27 protein-coding genes are annotated in these 23,520 nt (G+C 28.6%); 4 read left to right on the forward strand and 23 right to left on the reverse strand.

Annotation, left to right across the window (positions count from 1 at the left end):
- Window positions 1–83: 83 nt before the first annotated feature.
- The 9 genes from OXH55_RS02985 to OXH55_RS03025 all read right to left on the reverse strand — a co-directional run bounded on the left by OXH55_RS02985 (window position 84) and on the right by OXH55_RS03025 (window position 7,873).
- Window positions 84–1,727: a methyl-accepting chemotaxis protein gene (locus tag OXH55_RS02985; protein ID WP_268047984.1), complete on the reverse strand. Its 1,644-nt coding sequence runs from the start codon at window positions 1,725–1,727 to the stop codon at window positions 84–86.
- A gap of 65 nt (window positions 1,728–1,792) precedes the next feature.
- Window positions 1,793–2,533, reverse strand: coding sequence for an elongation factor P 5-aminopentanone reductase (ymfI, locus tag OXH55_RS02990; RefSeq protein ID WP_268047985.1), 741 nt, complete (start codon window positions 2,531–2,533; stop codon window positions 1,793–1,795).
- Between the two features lie 240 nt (window positions 2,534–2,773).
- Window positions 2,774–3,067, reverse strand: coding sequence for a DUF2325 domain-containing protein (locus OXH55_RS02995; RefSeq protein ID WP_268047986.1), 294 nt, complete (start codon window positions 3,065–3,067; stop codon window positions 2,774–2,776).
- Window positions 3,068–3,182: 115 nt separating this feature from the next.
- Window positions 3,183–5,201, reverse strand: coding sequence for a ferrous iron transport protein B (gene feoB / locus OXH55_RS03000; RefSeq protein ID WP_268047987.1), 2,019 nt, complete (start codon window positions 5,199–5,201; stop codon window positions 3,183–3,185).
- Between the two features lie 118 nt (window positions 5,202–5,319).
- Window positions 5,320–5,547, reverse strand: a complete 228-nt coding sequence (locus OXH55_RS03005) for a FeoA family protein (protein ID WP_268047988.1) — start codon at window positions 5,545–5,547, stop codon at window positions 5,320–5,322.
- Window positions 5,548–5,564: 17 nt separating this feature from the next.
- On the reverse strand, window positions 5,565–5,789 hold the full coding sequence (locus OXH55_RS03010) for a FeoA family protein (RefSeq protein ID WP_268047989.1): 225 nt from the start codon (window positions 5,787–5,789) through the stop codon (window positions 5,565–5,567).
- 148 nt (window positions 5,790–5,937) lie between these two features.
- Window positions 5,938–6,549 carry a DUF3793 family protein gene (locus OXH55_RS03015; protein WP_268047990.1) on the reverse strand — a complete coding sequence of 204 codons (612 nt, stop codon included), beginning with the start codon at window positions 6,547–6,549 and terminating at the stop codon, window positions 5,938–5,940.
- A gap of 180 nt (window positions 6,550–6,729) precedes the next feature.
- Window positions 6,730–7,161, reverse strand: a complete 432-nt coding sequence (locus OXH55_RS03020; protein ID WP_268047991.1) for a flavodoxin — start codon at window positions 7,159–7,161, stop codon at window positions 6,730–6,732.
- 100 nt (window positions 7,162–7,261) lie between these two features.
- Window positions 7,262–7,873, reverse strand: a complete 612-nt coding sequence (locus tag OXH55_RS03025; RefSeq protein ID WP_268047992.1) for a DUF3793 family protein — start codon at window positions 7,871–7,873, stop codon at window positions 7,262–7,264.
- A 183-nt stretch (window positions 7,874–8,056) separates the two neighbouring features.
- On the opposite strand from OXH55_RS03025, the gene OXH55_RS03030 reads away from it, so the two are divergent.
- Window positions 8,057–8,230, forward strand: a complete 174-nt coding sequence (locus OXH55_RS03030) for a 4Fe-4S binding protein (protein WP_268047993.1) — start codon at window positions 8,057–8,059, stop codon at window positions 8,228–8,230.
- 69 nt (window positions 8,231–8,299) lie between these two features.
- Here OXH55_RS03030 and OXH55_RS03035 read toward each other — a convergent pair whose 3' ends face one another.
- The 5 genes from OXH55_RS03035 to OXH55_RS03055 form a co-directional block, all read right to left on the reverse strand.
- On the reverse strand, window positions 8,300–8,566 hold the full coding sequence (locus OXH55_RS03035; protein ID WP_268047994.1) for a hypothetical protein: 267 nt from the start codon (window positions 8,564–8,566) through the stop codon (window positions 8,300–8,302).
- Window positions 8,567–8,659: 93 nt separating this feature from the next.
- Window positions 8,660–9,856: an HD-GYP domain-containing protein gene (locus OXH55_RS03040; RefSeq protein WP_268047995.1), complete on the reverse strand. Its 1,197-nt coding sequence runs from the start codon at window positions 9,854–9,856 to the stop codon at window positions 8,660–8,662.
- A 45-nt stretch (window positions 9,857–9,901) separates the two neighbouring features.
- The gene (locus OXH55_RS03045) at window positions 9,902–11,191 is read right to left on the reverse strand and encodes a methyl-accepting chemotaxis protein (protein ID WP_268047996.1); all 1,290 of its coding nucleotides are present in this window, start codon (window positions 11,189–11,191) and stop codon (window positions 9,902–9,904) included.
- Window positions 11,192–11,377: 186 nt separating this feature from the next.
- Entirely contained in the window at window positions 11,378–11,548 is a 171-nt protein-coding gene (locus OXH55_RS03050; RefSeq protein WP_268047997.1) for a DUF362 domain-containing protein, read from the reverse strand.
- A 188-nt stretch (window positions 11,549–11,736) separates the two neighbouring features.
- The gene (locus tag OXH55_RS03055; RefSeq protein WP_268047998.1) at window positions 11,737–12,174 is read right to left on the reverse strand and encodes a Fur family transcriptional regulator; all 438 of its coding nucleotides are present in this window, start codon (window positions 12,172–12,174) and stop codon (window positions 11,737–11,739) included.
- Window positions 12,175–12,356: 182 nt separating this feature from the next.
- Between OXH55_RS03055 and trxB the strand changes: the two genes are divergently transcribed.
- The 3 genes from trxB to OXH55_RS03070 are packed head-to-tail and all read left to right on the forward strand — an operon-like array spanning window position 12,357 to window position 14,105.
- The gene (trxB, locus tag OXH55_RS03060) at window positions 12,357–13,292 is read left to right on the forward strand and encodes a thioredoxin-disulfide reductase (RefSeq protein WP_268047999.1); all 936 of its coding nucleotides are present in this window, start codon (window positions 12,357–12,359) and stop codon (window positions 13,290–13,292) included.
- A gap of 3 nt (window positions 13,293–13,295) precedes the next feature.
- A complete protein-coding gene (locus OXH55_RS03065; RefSeq protein WP_268048000.1) occupies window positions 13,296–13,538 on the forward strand; it encodes a glutaredoxin domain-containing protein in 243 nt (80 codons plus the stop codon).
- A gap of 30 nt (window positions 13,539–13,568) precedes the next feature.
- Window positions 13,569–14,105, forward strand: coding sequence for a peroxiredoxin (locus OXH55_RS03070; RefSeq protein ID WP_268048001.1), 537 nt, complete (start codon window positions 13,569–13,571; stop codon window positions 14,103–14,105).
- 64 nt (window positions 14,106–14,169) lie between these two features.
- Here OXH55_RS03070 and OXH55_RS03075 read toward each other — a convergent pair whose 3' ends face one another.
- From OXH55_RS03075 to OXH55_RS03115, 9 genes are all read right to left on the reverse strand, one after another.
- Window positions 14,170–14,916 (reverse strand): ABC transporter permease, encoded by a 747-nt coding sequence (locus OXH55_RS03075; RefSeq protein WP_268048002.1) that lies wholly within the window; start codon window positions 14,914–14,916, stop codon window positions 14,170–14,172.
- A complete protein-coding gene (locus OXH55_RS03080) occupies window positions 14,909–15,832 on the reverse strand; it encodes an ABC transporter ATP-binding protein (protein ID WP_268048003.1) in 924 nt (307 codons plus the stop codon). The genes OXH55_RS03075 and OXH55_RS03080 overlap by 8 nt, the downstream gene beginning before the upstream one ends.
- Before the next feature lie 40 nt (window positions 15,833–15,872).
- Window positions 15,873–16,610 carry an ABC transporter permease gene (locus OXH55_RS03085; protein ID WP_268048004.1) on the reverse strand — a complete coding sequence of 246 codons (738 nt, stop codon included), beginning with the start codon at window positions 16,608–16,610 and terminating at the stop codon, window positions 15,873–15,875.
- 302 nt (window positions 16,611–16,912) lie between these two features.
- Window positions 16,913–17,857 carry a sensor histidine kinase gene (locus OXH55_RS03090; RefSeq protein WP_268048005.1) on the reverse strand — a complete coding sequence of 315 codons (945 nt, stop codon included), beginning with the start codon at window positions 17,855–17,857 and terminating at the stop codon, window positions 16,913–16,915.
- A complete protein-coding gene (locus OXH55_RS03095; RefSeq protein WP_268048006.1) occupies window positions 17,850–18,557 on the reverse strand; it encodes a response regulator transcription factor in 708 nt (235 codons plus the stop codon). The genes OXH55_RS03090 and OXH55_RS03095 overlap by 8 nt, the downstream gene beginning before the upstream one ends.
- Window positions 18,558–18,814: 257 nt before the next feature.
- Entirely contained in the window at window positions 18,815–21,274 is a 2,460-nt protein-coding gene (locus OXH55_RS03100; protein ID WP_268048007.1) for a heavy metal translocating P-type ATPase, read from the reverse strand.
- A gap of 37 nt (window positions 21,275–21,311) precedes the next feature.
- Window positions 21,312–21,683: an ArsR/SmtB family transcription factor gene (locus OXH55_RS03105; RefSeq protein WP_268048008.1), complete on the reverse strand. Its 372-nt coding sequence runs from the start codon at window positions 21,681–21,683 to the stop codon at window positions 21,312–21,314.
- A 150-nt stretch (window positions 21,684–21,833) separates the two neighbouring features.
- Entirely contained in the window at window positions 21,834–22,406 is a 573-nt protein-coding gene (locus OXH55_RS03110) for a DJ-1 family glyoxalase III (protein ID WP_268048009.1), read from the reverse strand.
- A gap of 41 nt (window positions 22,407–22,447) precedes the next feature.
- A complete protein-coding gene (locus OXH55_RS03115; protein ID WP_268048010.1) occupies window positions 22,448–23,515 on the reverse strand; it encodes an HD-GYP domain-containing protein in 1,068 nt (355 codons plus the stop codon).
- Between the last annotated feature and the right edge of the window lie 5 nt (window positions 23,516–23,520).

The raw sequence follows: 23,520 nt of genomic DNA on the forward strand, positions 1-23,520 counted from the left end.
AAAAACATAGGAATATATATTCTATATACTCCCATGCTTTTCATCTTTTACTGTATTATATTTTCTTATTTCAAATAAAAATTCTATATCTTGAACCTACTAACTTTTTCTGCAAATTCATCTGCCATACTTGTTAGTTCTTCTGCTGACGCTGAAAGTTCTTCTAAAGAAGCTGATTGCGTTTCAATTGAAGAAGCAATTTCCTCAGTAGCTGCTGCAGTCTCTTGTGAAACACAATTTATATTTTCAATTGTTTCAACAATTTTATTCTTTTCTTCAATAGACTTATCAACAGCCTCATACACGTTTTGTATGTATGGTAAGGTTTCTTCAACCTCTTTAACTATATTCTTAAAAGATTCTACTGTAGTATCTACAGTCTTCATTTCTGTTTTCATTTTATTTGATACTAATTCAGTAGTCTGTGATACTTCTTTTGTATTAGACATTATGGTTTGAACTAATTCAGTAATACTTTTTGATGAATCTAGCACTTGTTCAGCAAGCTTTCTTATTTCTTCTGCCACTACTGAAAATCCTTTACCGGCTTCTCCTGCTCTAGCTGCTTCAATAGCCGCATTTAATGCTAAAAGATTTGTTTGTTCTGCAACTGCATTTATTACATCCATTACTTCTGTTATCTTTCCTACATTATTATCTAAGAAGGTAATTTTTTCTGCAGAATATTCAAAAGCTGATCTCATATCATTAATTACTGCAACAAGTGATTTAAGATCCTTTGAGCCTATATCAGCCGACTCTTTAACATTATTACTGCTCTTTGAAACCTTATTTATTCTGTCATGTATTAAATCTAATTGTCCTGAAAAATTTTCTACATACTCAGTAGTATCGCTAATTGTACTTGATTGTTCTGTTTGAACCTTTGCAACTTCTTCAATACTTCTTGATACTTCTTCTCCAGTAGCTGTAATTTCTTCGCTTGAAGAACTAAGGTTTTGAGAAACATTATCTAAATTACCAGCTGCTGTTTGTACCCTTCCTATAACATCTCTTAATGTAGTCATCACGTAATCCAATGCAGTCATAAGTTTTCCAATTTCATCATTAGATTTAGCATGAAACTCTACAGTAAAATCTCCTTCGGATACCTTTTCCATTCTTTTAACCATTAAATTCATTGGTTTTACTATATTTCTTGATATCACTAAAGCTATTCCTAATGCTATAGCTATTACTATAAAAGAAATAATTAATATCCATTTAAAATAGTCGCTAAAAATTGCCTCCATTCCTTTGGTAGAAATCCCCACCGAAATTATTCCTACAACATTATCGCCATTATATAAAGGCATAGAAACATTATAAACATGTTCTCCATTAGACCTCTCATAATATCCACCAACTATTTCACCCTTAAACGCTCTATCAAACATCTTATCTTTTACAGCAGTAGTTCCTATTTTAGAAGAATCACTATGTGCTAATAGTTTCGTATTCTCATCCGCTAAAGATATATATACGATGTCATCACTACTTTCTTCTTGAATTTCACTAAATATTTTACTCATTTTACTTGTTTTATCAATTTTTAATTTACTTACAGTATGTCTAGCAATTGTTCCAATAGTTTGTCCTGTTTTTTCCATTTGATTTGTTAATGCTTTATTTGTAGCATACAGTGAAATTCCTGTAAGTAATATTACACACATAAATGCTACCAAAATAAAACCAGCTGTTATTTTTTTCTTAAAAGAATTTAACATTGCAAACTCCCCTTCATATAATTAATTATAAATTATATTTTTTATTTAAATTTTAAATTGTTACTTTAGATATATCCTCCGTCAACAGTTATAACTTGGGCTGTTATATACTTAGCATTATCGCTTGCTAAAAATGTAACAAGTTTTGCTACATCTTCTCCCTCCCCAAATTTCATCATAGGTATTTCATCTATTAAACTATCCTTTTCTTGTTTAGTTAACCACTTATTCATTTCAGTGTCTATAACGCCTGGTTGTATTGCATTAACTCTTATACTAGAAGGGGCAAGTTCTTTTCCTAGTGCCTTTGTAAAAGAATTTACTCCGCCTTTTGAAGCAGAATATAAAACTTCACAAGAGGCTCCTACTTCTCCCCACATAGATGAAATATTGATTATACTTCCTCTTTTATTCTTAATCATATATTTTGAAACATTATGACAAGTATTAAATACTCCCTTTAGGTTTGTTGCTATAATATTATCAAAATCTTCTTCCTGCATATCAATAAAAAGTCCTATTTTAGATATTCCTGCATTATTTACAAGTATGTCTATCTTTCCAAATCTATTTATTATATCTTCTGTCATGTTTTTAACAAAGTTATAGTCACTAATATCACCTTTAATTGCTGAAGCATAAGCACCTAAAGCTTTTATAGCACCTATTGTTTCTTCGGCTGCCTTATCATTACTTTTATAATTAATAATTATAGTAGCTCCAAGCTTTGCAAATTCTAAGGCTATACTCTTTCCAATCCCTCTACTTCCCCCTGTAATTAATACTATTTTTCCATGAAAATCCACCTTTTCACCCACCTCATAAATTTTTCGCTCTACCCTTAATTGTATCACTCACCACTTTTCTTATCAAGGTAATAAAATCATTTTACCCCACAAAATTACTTATTAAGCATATCCATCATATCTATTAATGCTTATAAAATATATTCTACATCATATTTTAATACAAAATATTACATTCATATTACATTAAATTAAAAAGAACTTAAAGATAGAAGTTATCTATACTTAAGTTCTTTTAATTTAATTACAAGACATATTATTAAATTTTTTTAAGGATTCTTCAATATGAACCCATGATCTCTTAGCATATAAAATTTTAGTACTATGATCTTTTGTTTGTTTTTTTATAGTTTTAGCTATTTGATGATTAACAAAATCTGTTAACACTAAAACTATATCAGTATTTTCAGGTATCTTAATAGATTTTTGACTTTTCTTACGCCCTGATAAATGACTTATTTCTTCAAATCCTCGTTGCTTTAAATTATCCTTTATATTTCCTAATTTATCCCCGCCAACAACTAAAACGCTCATTGCTTTCCCCTCCTGATTTATTTCATGTTCATTTTTCATTTGATTATTATTATCAATTGTCTTTATTTTATAAGGATGATCATGTAGACCATCCTTATATTTTTATTCTATTTTTTTATTGGAATCCAAGCATTCTTCCTACTTGGAACACAAGCACTGCTGCAACCCAACCTATTGCAAATGTATAAGCTGCTGCAAATAAAGTCCATTTATATGAATTTGTTTCTCTTTTTATTGCTCCTAATGCAGCTGCACATGGAGTATAAAGTAATGTCATTATCATAAATGCAAATGCTGTAAGTGGAGTAAATGCACCTTGTATTGCTGTAGTAAGTTTAGCTCCTTCTTCAACACCAGCATATACCATACCAAGAGTAGCAACAACTGCTTCTTTAGCTACAATACCTGTAAACAATCCTACACCTGCTTGCCAAGTTCCAAATCCTGCTGGCTTAAATATTGGTGCTACCATTGCTCCTAATCTTCCTAAAATTGATGCTTCACTATACTGTTCAACACCAAATGGAAGTACAGATAATATCCAAAGCAATGTTACAACTGGGAAAATAATCATTCCTGCTTTTTTCAAAAATGCTCCTGCTTTTTCCCACATAAGCATTAATGCATTTTTAGCAGATGGGATACGATATGGAGGAAGTTCCATTACAAAATAAGAAGACTCTCCTTTAAATAAAGTTTTACTAAATATTTTACCCATTAATAACGCAACAAGAATTCCTACTACATAAAGAACAAATAACACTGTACCACCTTTTTTAGGGAAAAATGCTGCTGTGAATACCAAATATATAGGTAATCTTGCACCACATGAAACAAAAGGATTAATAAGTATTGCTATCATTCTATCCTTTTTACTTTCTAGTGTTCTTGCTGCCATAATTCCTGGAACGTTACATCCACTTCCAATTATCATTGATACAAAAGTTTTTCCATGAAGACCTAAAGCTCTCATTACTCTATCCATAACATAAGCAGCTCTAGCCATATATCCACTATCCTCTAATATACCAATTAAAAAGTACATAACCATTATTATTGGAAGAAATACAACAACTGCACCAACACCACCTATAAGACCATCAGTTATAAATGAAGTTAGCGTCTCCGAAGCACCAGAGTTAGCAAGCATGTTTCCTACTGTTTCAGCTAGACTTCCCATTCCTTCATCTAATGTATCTGATAAATATTGTCCTCCAACAAAAGTTGCTTGATATAATAAATACATTATTAAACCAAATATAGGAATACCTAACCATTTATTAGTAACGATTTTATCAATCTTATCTGACTTAGTTTCTTCATATTTTTCTGTCTTTTTTACAGATTTATTTACTACTGTTCCTATAAATTCATATCTCTTGTCTACAATTGCCATTTCTGGTTCATAACCTAGAGATTTTGTTATGCTTTTAATGCTTGTATCTAATTTAGAAAGTATTTTTTTAACGCTTCCAATTTCTTTTACATTGTTTAACATATACTCATCATTTTCTAACAATTTTATAGCTGTCCATTCTGATGGATATTGCAATGAAGCTGCACTTTCTTCAATAGCTGCTTTTAAAATTGAAATTTCTTTTTGAAGTTCTGTTCCATAAGTAATTTGTACTTTTTCAACCTCTCCCACTTTAGCATATTCCACCATTTTCACAATTAACTTATCCATACCTTCTTTTTTGGTAGCAACCATAGGAATAATTGGTACTCCTAATTCTTTTGATAATTTTTTTACATCTATATATATTTTTCTACCTTTAGCTTCATCCATCATATTTAAAGCAATAATTACTTTTACATCCATTTCAAGAAGCTGAGTTGTTAAATATAAATTTCTTTCAATATTTGTTGCATCAACTACATTTATAACTACATCTGGTTTATCCTTTATGATAAAGTTTCTTGCAACAACTTCGTCTTCCGAATATGCTCCAAGGCTGTATGTACCTGGCAAGTCAACTATTTCTTGATCTTCACCCTTGTATTTTAATTTTCCAACTTTTTTTTCTACTGTAACTCCTGGCCAGTTACCAACATGCTGTCTTGAACCTGTCAAGGCATTAAATAAAGTAGTTTTTCCACAATTAGGATTACCTACTAATGCTATTGTACTCATTCTTCTCCCCCTATCAACTAATTCCAATTCTTTATATGATTATGATATTCATTATCATTAATTCCTCAAAAAAAATTATTTTTCTTTATAATTCAAGCTAACTAACTTTTTTTAAATATTAACTAGCTTGAACCATAATTCTTTGAGCCATACCCCTTCCAAGAGCTATTCGACTTCCATCTAATCCTATTATAAGTGGCCCATTATCATTACTTATAATTTCAATTTCCATTCCTTTGTAAAAACCCATTTCCATCATTTTTTTGCTAAAAGTATCACCGCCATTTATTTGTTCTACTCTAGCTTTTTCACCTCTATTTACAAAAATCAAAGGCATTGCTGGCATAATACTCCCTCCTAATTCTACTCTACTGTAATACACATAGCTTCATTTTTTCTAAGTGTAAGTTTATAACCTCTTATCAATACTTCAATTGGATCTCCAAGCGGTGCTTTTCCTGATATCTGAACTTGTATTCCTGGAATTATTCCCATATCCATCAAACGTCTTCTAACATTACTATCTTTTGAGATTGATGTAACTTTCGTCTTAGAACCTACTCCAACTTCATTTAAGCTTTTAGCCATAAATTCATGTCCCCCCTCTATTAACAGAACAACATTTAATAATCTTAATAAAATACAAATGATTTCTTTTTTCTTTTGAAAATGATAAACATTATCATCTTCATTGTAAATGATACTCTTTTTCAATGCCTTTGTCAATAATAAATTTTTAAAAATTATTTACAACACTATAAGGTTCAATACCTTCTATAAGCAAATTAACCATTTTGTCTTTAGCCATATCATATTTTTCAAATATATCCTTAGCTTTTTCAGGGTTATGATATACCTTCCAATATCCAAGCATGAGACATTGTTTATTAGGGCAATTTATAAATTCAACAACATCATCTATAGGATATCCTAGAAAGATACCTATTTCGTGAGGACAAACATTTTCATATCTACTACTTAGTAATTTCAAGCTTTCTTCTGCATTCATATCTTTTTTATATCCAAATCTTTCTAAAAAATTAATATTTTTTTCCTGTGATAAAATTCCTTCTAATTTTTTCTTATTATAAAACAATACAACCACAGTTGTATCATTCTTCTTAAGTTCATAAAATTTTAGTGGAAACTTCATTTCTATTTCTTTTTTATATTTTTCCCAATATTTATATAAATTTCTTTCATTTCTATTGTTAAAAATGACGAGAGAAGATACTTTTTCCTTTGCAATGGTTGGTGCTGAGCTATATACTATTGTTGAAATCAAATAATCTTTATCATCCTGGTTATTTATTGTGCTCATAAATTTTCTTATTAAAATTTCATTCATAAAATCCATCCTCCCTCAATCATTTACTTTTCTTCATTTTGAAAATATTTTATGTATATCTATAAATCAATTTATTAAAATTTTGCAAAAGTAAAATATCATTAATTTTTAACTGTGTGGAATTTTAATGTTTAAAATTCCACACCTATATTAATCTCCATACTATATACTATGTTATTATTATGCACTTGCTAATCTTTCACCAAGTTCTTTGCAGTTACCAAGAACTTCTTCATCTGGTTCATAGTTTGCCATTAATCCTTCATCGTCAATCAATTGAGCTCCACAACTTTCCATTCTTTCAACCCAATTTCTCATCCATTCTCCATCTCCCCAGCCATAAGAACCAAATAAAGCTAGTTTCTTACCTTTAACTACTGATTCAATAGACTCTACAAAAGGTTCCATTTCAGCTTCTTCTAATACCTCTGCTCCCATTGATGGGCATCCTAATGCTACTACATCTGAATTTTTCACGTCATCAGCTGATGCCTCACTAACACTTAATAATGAAACTTCTACCTCATCTATTTTTGCTCCATCCGCAATTGCCTTTGCCATTATTTCTGTATTTCCTGTTCCACTCCAATAAATAATACTTACTTTTTTCATATACTTATCCCCCTTAATTGATAATGAATTTCAATTTCAATTATAGTATATGATAAATTTCTTTATTTGTAAATATCCTCATTATAATTTTTTTATAAAATTATATATAATTTATTATTATGCTAGGTTCAACTCCTTGTAATATAAGGCTTGCGACCTCTTCTTTACATTTATCATATTTCTCAAAAATTTTTTTAGCATAATCAATATTATGATAAACCTTCCAATATCCAAACATTAAACATTGCTTATCAGGATTATCAATAAATTCTATAACATCTTTCATTGGATAGCCTAAAAATACTCCTATTTCATGAGGACACTCTCTTGTATACCTCTTTTTCAATAATAATAAACTTTCCTCTACAGACATATATGAGGTATAACCAAATTTTTTTAAAAGTTTCATATATTTATCTTGATTTAATATGTTCCGTATATGTTCTTCGTTATAAAATAGTACTGCAGTGCTATTATAAAGCCTTTTTAATTCATAACTCCTTATACTAACTTCATTTTTTACATCTTTTTTATATTTTTCCCACAAATTATATAAATTTCTTTTTCCTTTTTCATGAAAAATTATGAGATATGCTGCTTTTTGTTTTGCTATAGTAGGAGCTGCATTATATGCTATAAATGATAACAAATAACTTTTATCATCTAATTCATCTATTGCATGAAAAAAATTACTCATTAGTTTTCTATTCACCTATTAACTCTCCTTTATATTCTATTTATCATCTTTTTATAAGCACTTATTGTACTTACTATATTGTTTGCATTATGGAATTATATATTATATTTGTTTTAGTTAACTATGTATATAATGGCTATTAAAAGTACATTATATATATGTGAAGATAAGTTTTAATAAGTTTAAGGAGGGTTTTTTATGGCTTTTAAAATCATAGATTCTTGCGTAAGCTGCGGCGCATGTGAACCTGAATGTCCTGTTAATGCTATTAGCCAAGGTGACCAATATTATGTTATAGATCCAAATACATGTATAGACTGTGGTGCATGTGCTAATGTATGTCCAGTTGGTGCTCCTGTACCTGAAGAATAGAAATAAGATTTTAAATATACAATTAACTGAAATAAGAAGAACACAAATATGAAAATATTTGTGTTCTTCTTATTTTGCAATTTTTTCAATTGCTCTTTTACCTTTTTCAGTTATAGACCACATTTTTATTAGAGAATCACTAGAACAACTGCATCCAGCACATCCTCCTGAACATGCACTATCACAACTTGGTTTATATTCCTGTATATAGCCCATATTCTTCAATTGATTTTTCATTTGAATTACCATTTCTTCACTTGTTCCAAGTTTTTCAGCAGCTTTAATATCTGAATAAGCGCCTCCTTTTGATATTTCATAAAGCAAATTCATAAGCATAATGATTCCTCCTTTTGTGATAACTTAATATGATATTGAGTATTATTTTCATATAATAATTATATTTCGCCTTTTAAATAAAAAATTTCTATACTATTTTAATGCTACTCTAACTCCTCTACTAGCTAAATGACACAACGCTCCATCTTTCACCATACTGTCGATAATCTCCCATGCCTTAGAATCTTTCATTCCACTTCTGTATGGCCTATCTTCAGTTAGTGCCTGATATACATCACATACACACATCAACCTTTCAATCTTTCCAAGATGTTGTCCACTTAATCTTTCTGGATATCCTTTTCCATCAATTCTTTCATGATGATTTGCAGCCCAAGAAGTTATATCTTCAATTCCTGGTATTTGATCTAATATTAATTTTGTATAATAAGGGTGTATATTAATTATGTATCTTTCTTTTTCATTTAATTTTCCCGGTTTATTTAAAATACTATTGGGTACTGCTATTTTTCCAAGATCATGTAAAAGCCCTGCAATATAAGCCTTTCTTTGAGTAATCTCATCATAATTTAAAAAAGAAATAGTTTCTTTTATTTTATTTGCTATGCCTCTCGAATGATTATGTGTAAATTCACTTTTATTATCTATAATTTGAGCAAAAACTTCTGAAACATTCTCTAGTGTCTCTAAATTAATTTTTACTGTTTCTTTAGGTAAAACTCGATTTAAAATCTCATCAAAATTATCAAATTTATAATCTAACCAAAATCTTTCTTCTTCAGACATTTTTATGAATCCATCAACAACTTCAGGACTTAATTGCTTCTTTTTCTTTTGTATAATTACATTAGTTAATTCTTCTCTGGCCTTTGCATAATTTATTTTATTATTAAATATAGAATCAAATTGATCTGCTAAATAAACTATTTGAGATGAAAGAGGTATTTCATCTCTCGAAAGCTCAAAAGGTCCTGTACCATCCCAATTTTCATGATGATATCTTATAGTTGTATGTACCTCTTGTGGTAACTTTAATTTTTTTACTATATCTTCTCCTTCTTTACAATGTACTCTTCTCTTTAGTTTACCATTATATATACTTATTCTATTATCACTAGCACCTATGTCATGCATTATTGCAGCATAATATATTTTTTTAACTTCTTTATCATCTAATCCTAAAGTTCTTGCCACTCTTATAGATGTATAAGCTACTTTCTTAGCATGATTAATATTTTTACCCTCTGCAATATCTAAAGCCATAGAAAATGCATTGAATATATGAAAGGATGGAATTTCTGCAAAATAATATTTAGATAATTTCTTCACCATTATTCTCCTTTACAAATTACTTATAGTTATTTCTTACTTTTATTATGCCTTAAAATTAGAAATAGCTACTTTCAAGTCACTTTCTACTTCATATAAATGGTCTACCTTTTGTATTATATTCATCATTCCAACACTTTGACTTTCTATAGATGAAAAAATTTCTTCACTAGAAGCAGCTAATTCCTGAGATACACCTGCTGTTTCTTGAAAGCTTCTTAAAACATTTTTATTATTTTCTTCTACACCTCCAATTTGTCTATGTAAAATATTTATTCCAAAATTCATATCTAAAATAGCCTCTTCTATATCTTGAAAAGCCTTATTTACTATATTCAAGGAATTATTTGCTCCTTTTAACGCATTAACTTCATCATCCATATTAATTTTAACACCATTAATTTCTTCTTTAATTTCCATAATTATACTCTCTATATCATCAGTAGCTTGTACTGTTTGTTCAGCAAGTTTTCTTATTTCATCTGCTACAACAGCAAAACCTTTTCCTGCCTCTCCTGCTCTTGATGCTTCTATTGCAGCATTCAGAGCAAGTAAATTTGTCTGTTTTGAAATTGATTTTATTGTATGTATTATATTTCCTACAGATTCTGACTTATCTTTAAGATACCCAATGTTGTTTTCTAATTTTGATACTGCTTCTTCATTTACTGTGAACTTTTCTTTAAGAACTTCTATTGCATCTACTCCTTTGTAATTAAGCTCCTGTGCCTTTATAGATTTACTTTTTATCTCTCCAACATTTTGAGTAACTCTTTCAACTTCATCTGAAAGATCTACCATTTTTTCTTCACCAAATTGAGTATTTGTTGCTTGTTTTTGTATTGCTTCTGTTATTTCTTCAATAGCTTTTCTAATATTTTCAAAAGACTTAGATACCTGATTAGTATTAGAAGAAATTTCTTCTGATATATTATTTATTCTGAATGAATTCTCTCTTACACTTATTATCATTTTTTTAATTTGATTTTTTAGTCGTATTATAGTATCAAATATTCCTCCTTTTTTATCAGAGTCCTCATTTTCTATTTCCTCATCTTGAAAGTCTAAATCTATTATTTTATTTATCATAGATTCCTCAACTCTGAATTTTTTTACAATAATTTTTGTTAAAATTACAGATAAAATAATTGATATAACTATACAAACTGCTATTGTACATAAAATTTTAATTCTAAGATTAGAATAATATGTATTTTGTAAATTTCCTTTTATCGGTGCATTTCCTATATTTACCATGATCATTCCAGTAAATATAGAATTAACAACTCCTACAATCATAATTAGTATTAATAATTTTTCTTTTATCTTTTTCATTTTGTCCCCCTTGTTAAAATTACATTTCTAAAATAAATATATAAATAGCGTTCATTGATATTGAGAATTATTTTCATTATCATTATATACCTTAACATTAATTAATTCAATAGTTAAATAATCAATATATTTATAGACATAAAAAAAATGTAAGTTGCTTAAAGCAACTTACATTTTGATTTTTTATTATTCTTGAACGATAGCTCCTGTTGGACAAGCGTTAGCACAGCTTCCGCAGTCAATGCAAGCTCCTTCGTTTATTTCGAATTGAGAATCTCCTTGTTCTATAGCTCCTACTGGACATTCTGAAGTACAAGCTCCACAGCTTACACATGCATCTGTAATTTTAAATGCCATAATAAAACCCTCCATTTGTATAATAATTTTTATGTATTTTGCCTTAAAGCAAACTCACAAATATATATTACCATATTTAGAATTATAAACAAAGACTTATTTAATATTTTTTTGAAATAATTTATAACGTTTACGATACAATGATTCCCACTATCATTTAAACGTATTTTAGCTTTGTATTTTTAATACTATTTTCCACATTCTCCACATTTACCCGAAAGAATAATATTTACATCTTTTATTTCTATATTCTGATTTTTTTGAAGTATTAAATTAAGTTTAAAAATATTTTCTAATATAGCATCATCATTAATATCTTTAATTTCTCCACAATGATTACACTTAAAGTGTATGTGAAATTCCTTTTTTCTATATATTCTAGGTTCATAAAGAACTTTATCAGCTATTTTTATTTCTGTGATTACCCCTACCCTTTTTAATTTATCTATGTTTCTATATACAGTAGATAATCCAACCTCTTTTTCTCTAACCTTGTTAAATATTTCATCTATAGTTATATGAGCATTATTTTCATAAATAGCTCTTAATATATGCTTCCTTTGTTTGGTAAGTTTATAGCCTTTTTTATTAAGCATTTCATGAACTAAAGATAAATTTTGTTCCATATTTTCTTTCACCTTCTTCTATTCTTTGTTTATATCTTACATAAATAGCCATACAATAATATTATCATTTATGATAATGAATATCAATATCATTATTTTCTTCTAATCGATATACAGTATAATATATATATTTTGGCTTATTCTATTATTGTATAAAAGTTTAATAAAAAGTTGGTGTCACTATGGATAAAGAAATAAAACAAATTGATTTGTTAATAATAGGTTCTGGTCCTGCGGGTTTAACAGCAGCTATTTATGCAGGTCGATCAAAACTAAATACTCTTGTACTAGAAGACGAGATTGTAGGTGGTCAAATTAGAGGTAGCTATAAAGTTGAAAACTATCCAGGGTTTATAAGTATAAGTGGTTCTGATTTAGCAGACAAACTGTACGAACATGCTGTAAAATTTGGAAGCAAAATAGATGAATTTGATAAAATAAAATCTATAAATTTTTCTAAGGATAAAAAATTTATAGAAACAGAAAATGCAGTATACAATCCTAAAGCTATAATAATAGCTACTGGTTCAAAACATAGACCTCTTCCTATTGCTGAAGAAGAAAAGTTTCACGGAAAAGGAATCCACTACTGTGAATTATGTGACGGAGAAATGTATGAAGGTAAAGATATAATAGTAGTTGGAGGTGGAAATTCCGCAGTACAAGGGGCTGTATATTTATCCAAATATACTAAAAGTATAACCTTAATACATCAATTTGATAATCTACAAGCTAATAAATCTAATGAAGAAGAGTTACTTAAAAATAAAAAAATAAATATAATTTGGGATAGTGAAATACGTAAAGCTATAGGTAAAAATAAGATAGAAGCTGTATCTATAGAGAATGTAAAAACCAAAGTTTACTCTGAATTAAAAACTGAAGGTATTTTTGTATATATAGGATTAGAACCTAAAACTGAACTTTTTAAAAATTTCATAAAACTAAATGAATGGGGCTACATAGAAACTGATGAAAATATACAAACTAATATTAATGGTATATTTGCTGCTGGAGATGTACGTTCAAAAATGTTTAGACAACTTACTACAGCCACAGCAGATGGTACTATTGCAGCCTTGATGGCTGAAAAATATATCTTAGAAAAGGAGGACTAAAATATGATAAAAGTATATTCAACTCCAACCTGTCCTTGGTGTAAAAAGGTAAAAGCATATTTAGAATCTATAAATGCTCGTTATAAAGATATTAACGTGGTGGAAGATAGAGAAGCACGAGAAAAAATGATAGAAATTTCTGGTCAACAAGGAGTTCCTGTTATAGATATTGATGGTGAAATAGTTCTAGGTTTTGATAAACCTCGTATAATTAATGCCCTTGATAAACGTAAAATTGGAGTTTAATAATTTATAGTTGCTTCAGGAGGAATCTTTATGGAAAGATTAGTAGGTAAACCTGCTCCAGGATTTAAAATGAATGCAGTTACTGGAGATGGTCAAGATTTCATAGAAGTAAAGTTAGAAGATTATAAAGACAAATGGCTTGTTCTATTCTTTTATCCTCTTAATTTTACTTTTGTTTGTCCAACCGAAATAACAGGATTCAGTAAAAAATATGAAGATTTTAGAAATCTTGATGCTGAAGTTTTAGCTGTAAGCTGTGACAGTCATTATTCTCATCAAGCTTGGATAAATCAAAAAAAAGAAGATGGAGGCCTAGGTACTATCAATTTTCCTATTGCGTCAGACTTGACTAAAGCTTGTTCTCAACAATATGGTGTATTAATAGAAGAAGAAGGTATTTCACTTAGAGGATTATTTATAATTGATCCTGAAGGTGTAATTAAATACTCAGTAATACACGATTTAAATATAGGAAGAAGTGTAGATGAAACTCTTCGCGTGCTTAAAGCATTACAAACAGGAGGTTTATGCTCTATAGATTGGCAAGAAGGAGAACCTACTTTATAATAAAAAATTCAAAGAGCTAAAAGTATTTACAATAAATTCTTTTAGCTCTTAATTTATACATTTTTCACACATCACTTCTATATGCGTATACAAACATTGCAATTAAAGCAACTACAAAAATTGTTGTTAATGAAATAATTCCATTGGCATAAGAAATTGCTTCCTTCCCGTCATACATCTCCTTAACACCTAATGCCGTAGGAACACTCCATGGAAAAATGACAACATATTTTGGTGAATTTATTACAAACAAATTTACAAAAGCAACACTTAAGCCTAAGCCTATTGACGCAATTACATTCTTACTTATCAATGATAAAAACGCCACAATTGGAACTAAAGCAAAATTCATCACACTAGCTTTTAGATAAATTTTTAAATATTTTAATGCACATTCGCTGGTTAATGGGTCATGTTTAAATAGAAATCCTGATGCAATAGATAATATATAAGTAAGTAAAAATGTAATTAATATAATAATAAACATTATTACCAGTTTAGCTCCTAACAACTTTATTCTTTCTATAGGATAAGTAAACATATTATTAATTGTCTTTTCACTATATTCCCTAGAAAATATGTAACCTGTAACTAATGCAAAAAGTACTACTGCCATAACGAGAAACATAATTGCTATGGGCATTTGTAGATAGCTATCCCATTCCATAGTTGAATGGTTCTTTGACTTTGACATAGTCGTTTTAATAAGTAAGGTAGTCATAAATGGTGGTAAAAATGCTCCTATTAATATAAGCCCTAACATCTTTGACCTTTTCAGTTTTAAAAGTTCCGTATACAAAATATTAAGCACTCATTTCCCCTCCTACAAGCTTCATAAAATAATCCTCCAAACTGTCTCTTACTAAGGTTATTTCATCTACTGTTATATTACTTTTAACTAAAGCCGTATTAATATTTCCCGTTTCTTCCAATCTTTCATAAACTCTTATTACACCTTTTTCAGAAATAACATAATCCTTGATATTTAATTTTTGTTCTAAAATTAAACTTGCCTTTCTATCATCAGAAACTTTTATTTTAATACAGTTTCTATTTCTCTTGTCTAATGTTTTAAAATCTATTTCCTCTAAAAGCTCCCCTTTGTGAATAATTCCTATCTTATCAGCCAATTGCTGTACCTCACTTAAAATATGACTTGATATAAGCACTGTTATATTTCTCTTTTTTGCTAAATCTAATATTAAATTTCTAACATCTTTTATTCCAGCAGGATCAAGACCATTAGTTGGCTCATCTAAAATTAATATTTCTGGATGATGAAGCAGTGCTCTTGCAATACCTAACCTTTGTTTCATACCTAATGAAAATTCTTTTACTTTTTTATTCTTAGCTTCTAAAATTCCTGCTGTTTTTAGTGCATCTTCAATACATTGTTTGCCCTGAATACCCATAAGTCTTCTGTGAATTTCTAAATTTTCTTTTGCTGTTAAATTAGAATAAAAACCTGGAAATTCTATAATACTTCCTACTCTTTCATAAAAATTCTTCTTATTTGAACTTATATCTTTACCCATAAATTCTATAGAACCTGATGTTGGTTTAATAAGCCCCATTATCATTCTTATAGTAGTAGTCTTTCCTGCACCATTTTCTCCTAAAAATCCGTAGATTTCTCCTTTTTTAAGATTAAGATTTAAATTATTTACTGCCATATGCTCTTTATATTTTTTACACAAATTATGAGTTCTTAATATATATTCATTCATTTTTATTTCTCCTCTCATTTTAAATAATTAAATTAATAAATTAACAATTAACATCACTTCTATATGCGTATACAAACATTGCAATTAACGAAACTATAAAAATTGTTGTTAATGAAATAACTCCTTTGTTATAAGAAAGTTGTTCCATATTAAAACCAAGATTACTCACTCCAAACGCAGCTGGAACACTCCATGGAAAAACAACAATATATTTATCTGAATTTGCTACAAATAAATTTATAAAAGCAGCACTTAATCCTAAGCCTATTGACGAAATTACATTCTTACTTATCAATGATAAAAAAGCAGCAATTGGAACTAGAGCAAACTGCATTATACTTTCTTTTAAATAAAGGGTTAAGTATTTCAATGCACATTCTTTTGTTAACGGACCATGCTTAAATAAAAATCCTGATGCAATGGAAAGTACATAAGTAAGTAAAAATGTACTTAATATAACGATAAACATTATTACCAATTTAGCGCCTAACAATTTTGCTCTCTCTACAGGATAAGTAAACATATTATTAATTGTTTTTTCACTATATTCCCTAGAAAATATGAAACCTGTAACTAATGCAAAAAGTGCTACTGCCATAACAAGTAACGTAATTATTATTGTATTTTTTAAATAACCATCCCATTGAAAAGACATATTTTTATTTGTTTTGCAAATCAAAACATTCATAAGTACTGGTAAAATCGCTCCTATTAGTATAAGCCCTAACATCTTTGATCTTTTAAGTTTTAAAAGCTCAGTGTATAAAATATTAAACATTCTTTTTCCCTCCTATAAGTTTAAATCTAACCTTCTTTAGAATTCTAAAATTTAATATTATCTTTGCTTCAAATCCATTATACTGTTTAAACTTTAAATTCCATTTACATAAATCTTACATATTTCTTAAATACTTCACACTAGGATAAAATTGTGACGCAATCTTATTCAGCGTAGAATTGAGAGGTGAAAGTGAAAAGTGAAAATAAATAAGAGGACAATTGACAGATACTGTCCACTGTCAATTGTCCTCTGTCATTTTGTTATTTTATACTCTCACTGCTCCACTTTCAATTCTCAACTTAAGAATGTTGCGTGGTAACATTCTTATATTTCGGTATACTAAAAGAAAATGTAGTTTTCTCATAAGGTATACTTTCAACCTTTATACTTCCATTCTGCATTTCTGCTAATTTCTTAACTATTGTTAATCCTAATCCATTCCCCTTAATTTTACTGCTTCTTGCTGTATCTTCCTTATATAATCTATCAAATATATAAGGAAGATTTTCTTTAGCTATACCTTTACCATTGTCCCATATATCTACCCAAATATATTTTTCTTCTTCTCTAATATCTACTCCTACTTCTCCTCCATCAATGCCATACTTCATAGCATTACTGATGATATTATCTACAATCCTAACTATGCTGCCTTTATGTCCTAAAACATATATTTTACTTTCTGGAATATTTATATTTACCTTAAGTCTCTTATCAGTAAAATCATTATAATAGTTTAAAATGCCCTCTCTTAAAGTTTCACAAATATCAATTTCGCTAATTTCTAAATTTATATCATCAGCTTCTATCTTAGATAATTGAAAAAACTCCTCTAGCAGTATACTTAAGCTTTGTGCTTTGGAATGTACAATATTTAAATATTCTTCTCTTTCTTCTTCATTTAAATGGTCTGTATTTTGGATTGCCTCAATATATCCCAGCAAAGACGTCAATGGGGTTCTTAAATCATGAGATATATTAGAAACCATTTTTTTACGTGATTCCAGCATATCTTGATTTTTATGAAAGGTGTCCTGAAATTTATCTAAAATAGAATTGGTCTTTTCACATAATAATTTGATTAATTTATTACCAGTCCTTATCCTAACTCTTTGGTTCATGTTTCCAAATTGTATTTCTTCTATTACAGAAATAATTTTTTTAATCTGCCTTTTGTACATAAACTGATTTACTACCAGCCCTAAGCATAAAACACCTAAAATCATAATTATTATCTTATTCATTAATGTCATCTCCAAGTTTATATCCAATTCCCCATACGGTTTGAATATACTTAGGATTAGATGGATTATTTTCTATTTTTGTTCTTAATCTTCTAATATGAACCATTACTGTATTCTCATCAGACATATAATCTTCATGCCAAACTTTATTAAATAGTTGTGCTTTTGTAAAAACCTTATTTTTCTCAGTAAAAAAGAATTTAAGCAGTTCAAATTCTTTTAAAGTAAGTTGTATGACTTGTTCATTTTTTATTACAGTATAATTATTTAAGTCTAATTTTAACTCTCCATGAACTAGAAACCCGTCATTTTTATCTTCTTTATTATTAAACTGTGTACTTCTTCTTAGCTGTGCTCTAACTCTAGCAATAAACTCTACTATAGAAAAAGGTTTTGTTACATAATCATCAGCTCCTAAGTCTAATCCTAATACCTTATCCACCTCTTCAGATTTTGCTGATAGAATAATAATTGGTATATTGCTCTTTTCTCTTATTTTTCTCATTACTACCATACCATCAAACTTAGGCATCATAATATCTAAAATAATAAGATTATACTCTCTTTCATAATACTTAAGTAAAGCTTCTTCTCCATCATAAGCAGTATCAACGCTGTATCCTTCTTTTTTTAAATATTTTACTATAAGATTACTTATATCTTTATCATCTTCTGCTAAAAGAATATTCATATTATTCATCACTATTGCTCCCTTAATATTTTTTATTTATCCCTTTAATTATAAATTATATAGCTTAATTATCAACTTTTTTATTCCATTATATGTATCTGTTATATTTTTTTAGTTTCATTCATTTAAAACAGCACACAAAAAAACATAAGTATAAAGCTTACTTAAAACTTTACACTTATGTTCTTTACCTCTTATAATTATATAGTTTTTAAATCTTTCTATATTAAAAACTTTTACTATCTCTCAACTTTCCACTTTCATTATCAACTGTGCTTTAATATTCTCATAGAATTAAATACTGCAATTAAAGCAACTCCTACATCTGCAAACACAGCAAGCCACATTGAAGCAAGTCCAAAAACTGATAAAATTAGTACAAGCATCTTTACACTTAATGTAAAAGCTATATTTTGTGTAACTATTTTCTTAGTACTTTTTGCTATTTTTATGACATTAGCTAGCTTTGAAGGCTCATCATTCATTATTACTACATCTGCTGCTTCTATAGCTGCATCTGAACCTACTCCTCCCATAGCTACACCTACATCTGCTCTAGCTAATACTGGAGCATCATTAATTCCATCTCCAACAAAAACTAATTTTTCTTTATTCTTCTTATGCTTATATAGTTCTTCTATTTTCTCTACCTTTTCATTTGGAAGAAGCTCAGAATATACATAATCTATTTGAAGTTCCTTACCAGTAGCTTCTGCATTTTCTTTTCTATCTCCTGTTAACATAACTATTTTCTTAGCTCCACTCTCTTTAAGCTTCTTAATAGCACTAGCAGAATCCTTCTTTATTTCATCATTTATTACTATATATCCTGCATATTCATTATTTATAGCAGTGTGTACTACTGTTCCACTACTATAAACATCATCGTATTTTACACCTAAAACTTCCATAAATTTTTTATTTCCACTAGCTACCTTAACATCATTAACAAAAGCTTGAACACCTTTTCCCGTAATTTCTTTATAATTTTCTATATTTGCTTTATCTATTTCACCTTTATATTCCTTTATTATAGATTTAGCTATAGGATGATTTGAGAAGCTCTCTACATAAGCTGTGTATTTTAGTAATTCTTCTTTGTCCATATTACCTTTAGAATTTATTTCTGAAACCTTAAAATTACCTTTTGTAAGAGTTCCTGTTTTATCAAAAACTATAGTAGTTACATCAGTTAACGCTTCTAAATAGTTGCCACCCTTAACTAAAATTCCTGATTTCGATGCTGCTCCTATTCCAGCAAAATAGCCTAAAGGTACTGATATAACAAGAGCACATGGACAAGAAACAACTAAAAATGTAGCTGCTCTATATATCCAGATTGCAAAAACTTCTCCTTTTATAATTGGAGGAAGTATTGCTATTGCTAAGGCTGCAATTACAACTGTTGGAGTATAATATCTAGCAAATTTAGTTATAAATTTTTCTGTTTTTGCTTTTTTAGCAGTAGCATTTTGTACTAAGTCTAGAATTTTAGAAACAGCTGATTCATTATAACTTTTAGCTACTTTTATAGTTAATACTCCATTTATATTAATAAATCCACTTAAAATATTTTCTCCTTCTGCAACATCTCTTGGAAGTGATTCTCCAGTAAGAGCTGAAGTATCTACTGCTGACTTTCCTTCTATTATTTCTCCATCTATAGGTATTTTTTCTCCAGGTTTTACAATAATAATGTCTCCTACATTAACTTTGTTTGGAGATACTTTTTTAATATCATTTCCAATTTTCAAGTTAGCATAGTCAGGTCTTATATCCATTAAACTAGCTATAGATTTTCTTGATGAATTAACTGCACGCTCTTGGAAATACTCTCCTATTTGATATAAGAACATTACCATTACTGCTTCTGGATACTCCCCTACTGAAAGAGCAGCTATTGTAGCTATACTCATTAAGAAGTTTTCATCAAAAACTTCACCTCTTAAAATGTTTTTAAAAGATAATGTTAAAATTTCTCCTCCAATTATCAGATAACTCGCTAAATACATAAAAGGACTGAAATTTTTTCCTTGGAACAGTGTAGCTATAACAAAAAGTCCTATGCCTGCTCCAATTTTTAATAACCTTTTTCTATTAGTATTAACATTAGCATGAGTATGTCCTAGTTCTTTAGTACTACTGCATCCACATGCACAATCTTCATGGTTATGAATACCTGTATCACTTAATTTTTCTTTATCTATAACCTTAGTATGTGGTTCTAAATCTACAACTATTTTTTCAGCTTTTTCCACAACTATTGATATATCTTTACTACCAGTAGTTATAGTTAAAGTAGATGTTGCGAAATTTAAAACAGCCTCTTTTACTTCTTCTAATTTTTTTACTCTATCTTCAATTTTAGCTGCACATCCTGCACAATGCATTCCTTCTAGTATTAGTTCCTTAATTACATACTCTTCTTCATTATGTTCGCAACAAGCACACTCACCATGATTGTGTTCATGAGCATGATTATCTTTTTCTCTTAGTTCATCTTTATCTATTACATTGGTATCAGGTTCTAAGTCTATAATTATTTTCTTAGCTTTTTCTATTACTCTATCCATTAGATTATCCTCAACTTCTATAATCAAAGTAGATGTTGCAAAATTCATAATGGAACTATTTACACCTTTTAATTTTCCTACTCTATTCTCAATTTTAGCTGCACATCCTGCACAGTGTAACCCTTCAAGCAAAAGTTCTTTTTTTATTTCCATTTTTCTCCCCCCTAGTCATATACTCTTGAGAGTCTAATTAGTGACCTATATGATCTAATCCTTGTCCAAAGACATTCTCCACATGTTCATCATCTAGAGAATAATAAACCACTTTTCCTTCTTTTCTATATTTAACAAGTCTTGCAGTTCTTAATACTCTTAATTGATGAGATACTGCTGATTGATTCATATCAAGAAGATTACTTATATCACATACACACATTTCATTTACAGATAATGCATATAGAATCTTTATTCTTGTAGGATCTCCTAAAACTTTAAAAAATTCAGCTAAAGCAATGCTTGTCTCTTCTGGTATCATATTTTTTCCTACTTCATCAACTAAATCATCATGTATTTCACTGCATGAACAAATTTCTATTTCTGTTTCTCTCTTATTTTTTACCATGTAATCATCCTCTCTTTTTATTGTATGAATATGTACTCATATGTTCACTTATAATATAACATTCTTATAAACTTTTTTCAAGATAAAAACGACAAAAAAGAACAGATATAAAAAATCTGTTCTTTTTATAAACTACTTACTTTTTTAATATTAATTAGACTTTGTCTTTTCTTCTACAAATTTAAGTAACATTCCTTCTTTAAGCGTATCTGCTGTATTTTTATCTACAAGTCTTTCTACAAGTTTTAAAGCAAAATATGCAGCAGTTGCTGGTCCTCTACTTGTGATAATATTACCATCTTCTACAACTAATTCTTCACAGTAGATTCCTTCTTTAAGTTCTTCTTCAAATCCAGGATATGAAGTAATCTTTTTATCTTTAACAATTTTAGCTTTTCCTAAAACTATAGGTGCTGCACAAATTGCTGAAACAATTTTCCCCTCTTTATTAAACTCTTTAACCCATTTAACAACTTGAGCAGATTCCTTTAAATTTGTTGAACCTGGCATTCCACCTGGTAATACTATGACATCGTATTCATTTATATTTAATTCACTAATTAGTTTGTCTGCTTCAACTAATACATTGTGTGCACCTTTAACTTGTTTTTCACTTAAAGAACATGTGTCACAGCTAATATTAGCTCTTCTCAAAACATCCACAACTGTAAGAGCTTCAATCTCTTCAAAACCTTCTGCTAAAAAAATCACTACTTTTTTCATAAAAATCACTCCTTAAAATTGTCTTATCAAATTAATATAGATTAAATTAAATCTTCTATAAATATATCTTTTCTTTCTTTTAAATCTATAAAATCATCTTTTACTAATAGCAATGGTCTAGATATATCGTTAATATCCATTCTCACTACTTTTGCTACATCACCTGTGTTTAATTTTACCATCTCACCTATATAACAATTAACCATACCATTTAAAAAAATTGACCAAAATTTAAAGTCTAATTTTGATAAAGCCTCTTCTTGCATAATTTCAAGAACTTTAAAAGGTGATTGTTTTTTCTTATATACTCTATTTGAAGTCATAGCATCAAATTCATCTGCAATAGCTATTATTTTTCCAAAAGTATGTATCTTCTCATCTTTTAATTTTAAAGGATATCCTGAACCATCACATCTCTCATGATGCATAAGAACTCCCATAGATACATTTTCATCCATATAAGGTATATGTTTTACAATTTCATATCCTATGACACTATGTGTTTTTATAATTCTAAATTCTTCTGATGTTAATTTTGATTTTTTATTTAATATTTTACTATCTATTCTTATTTTTCCTATATCATGTAATATTCCTGCATAAGTTAAAAGATTTAAGTCCTTGACAGAAAGTCCTATCCATTTGCCTAACATATTACTTAATATTCCTACATTAATTGAATGTCTATATATATATTCATCAACATCTCTTCCGTTTATAATACTTCTCATAGTACTACTGTAATCCTTAGATTCTTCTAATAAATTTTTCTGCACATTTCTCAATTCTGTCATACTAATTTTAGAGTTAACCTCTATTTCTTTACAAATATTATCCAATTTATTAGAAATTTCTCCAAAAACTTTTTCTTTTTCATTCAGCTTCTTTATAGATTTAACAATAAAATCATGAATTTGTTTGTCCTCATCTTCATTATCATATACCAATACTTGTAATAAATAATCTACTTTTTTTATTTTTTCAATAAATTTACTATTTAAAATTACATCTTTATCTAATAATTTCACTCCATTTTTTCTTATCTCTCTTGCTAAAATCATCCCTGGTAATAATTCATTTACATTCAATTCTTTCACATTTTTATCCATAACGT

The sequence above is a fragment of the Clostridium ganghwense genome (assembly GCF_026735165.1).
GTDB classification, from domain to species: Bacteria; Bacillota; Clostridia; order Clostridiales; family Clostridiaceae; genus Clostridium_H; species Clostridium_H ganghwense.

Excerpts from the sequence above, each read along its gene's own strand:
- OXH55_RS02985 (WP_268047984.1), bottom strand. The coding sequence starts at position 1,727 with ATGTTAAATTCTTTTAAGAAAAAAATAACAGCTGGTTTTATTTTGGTA.
- OXH55_RS03080 (WP_268048003.1), bottom strand. The coding sequence starts at position 15,832 with ATGAATGAATATATATTAAGAACTCATAATTTGTGTAAAAAATATAAA.
- OXH55_RS03090 (WP_268048005.1), bottom strand. The coding sequence starts at position 17,857 with ATGAATAAGATAATAATTATGATTTTAGGTGTTTTATGCTTAGGGCTG.
- OXH55_RS03005 (WP_268047988.1), bottom strand. The coding sequence starts at position 5,547 with ATGCCAGCAATGCCTTTGATTTTTGTAAATAGAGGTGAAAAAGCTAGA.
- OXH55_RS03065 (WP_268048000.1), top strand. The coding sequence starts at position 13,296 with ATGATAAAAGTATATTCAACTCCAACCTGTCCTTGGTGTAAAAAGGTA.
- OXH55_RS03020 (WP_268047991.1), bottom strand. The coding sequence starts at position 7,161 with ATGAAAAAAGTAAGTATTATTTATTGGAGTGGAACAGGAAATACAGAA.
- OXH55_RS03100 (WP_268048007.1), bottom strand. The coding sequence starts at position 21,274 with ATGGAAATAAAAAAAGAACTTTTGCTTGAAGGGTTACACTGTGCAGGA.
- OXH55_RS03030 (WP_268047993.1), top strand. The coding sequence starts at position 8,057 with ATGGCTTTTAAAATCATAGATTCTTGCGTAAGCTGCGGCGCATGTGAA.
- OXH55_RS03015 (WP_268047990.1), bottom strand. The coding sequence starts at position 6,549 with ATGAATGAAATTTTAATAAGAAAATTTATGAGCACAATAAATAACCAG.
- OXH55_RS03095 (WP_268048006.1), bottom strand. The coding sequence starts at position 18,557 with ATGAATAATATGAATATTCTTTTAGCAGAAGATGATAAAGATATAAGT.
- OXH55_RS03105 (WP_268048008.1), bottom strand. The coding sequence starts at position 21,683 with ATGGTAAAAAATAAGAGAGAAACAGAAATAGAAATTTGTTCATGCAGT.
- OXH55_RS03035 (WP_268047994.1), bottom strand. The coding sequence starts at position 8,566 with ATGCTTATGAATTTGCTTTATGAAATATCAAAAGGAGGCGCTTATTCA.
- OXH55_RS03070 (WP_268048001.1), top strand. The coding sequence starts at position 13,569 with ATGGAAAGATTAGTAGGTAAACCTGCTCCAGGATTTAAAATGAATGCA.
- trxB (WP_268047999.1), top strand. The coding sequence starts at position 12,357 with ATGGATAAAGAAATAAAACAAATTGATTTGTTAATAATAGGTTCTGGT.
- OXH55_RS03115 (WP_268048010.1), bottom strand. The coding sequence starts at position 23,515 with ATGGATAAAAATGTGAAAGAATTGAATGTAAATGAATTATTACCAGGG.
- OXH55_RS03110 (WP_268048009.1), bottom strand. The coding sequence starts at position 22,406 with ATGAAAAAAGTAGTGATTTTTTTAGCAGAAGGTTTTGAAGAGATTGAA.
- OXH55_RS03045 (WP_268047996.1), bottom strand. The coding sequence starts at position 11,191 with ATGAAAAAGATAAAAGAAAAATTATTAATACTAATTATGATTGTAGGA.
- OXH55_RS03085 (WP_268048004.1), bottom strand. The coding sequence starts at position 16,610 with ATGTTTAATATTTTATACACTGAGCTTTTAAAACTTAAAAGATCAAAG.
- feoB (WP_268047987.1), bottom strand. The coding sequence starts at position 5,201 with ATGAGTACAATAGCATTAGTAGGTAATCCTAATTGTGGAAAAACTACT.
- OXH55_RS03050 (WP_268047997.1), bottom strand. The coding sequence starts at position 11,548 with ATGGCATTTAAAATTACAGATGCATGTGTAAGCTGTGGAGCTTGTACT.
- OXH55_RS02995 (WP_268047986.1), bottom strand. The coding sequence starts at position 3,067 with ATGAGCGTTTTAGTTGTTGGCGGGGATAAATTAGGAAATATAAAGGAT.
- OXH55_RS03055 (WP_268047998.1), bottom strand. The coding sequence starts at position 12,174 with ATGGAACAAAATTTATCTTTAGTTCATGAAATGCTTAATAAAAAAGGC.
- OXH55_RS03010 (WP_268047989.1), bottom strand. The coding sequence starts at position 5,789 with ATGGCTAAAAGCTTAAATGAAGTTGGAGTAGGTTCTAAGACGAAAGTT.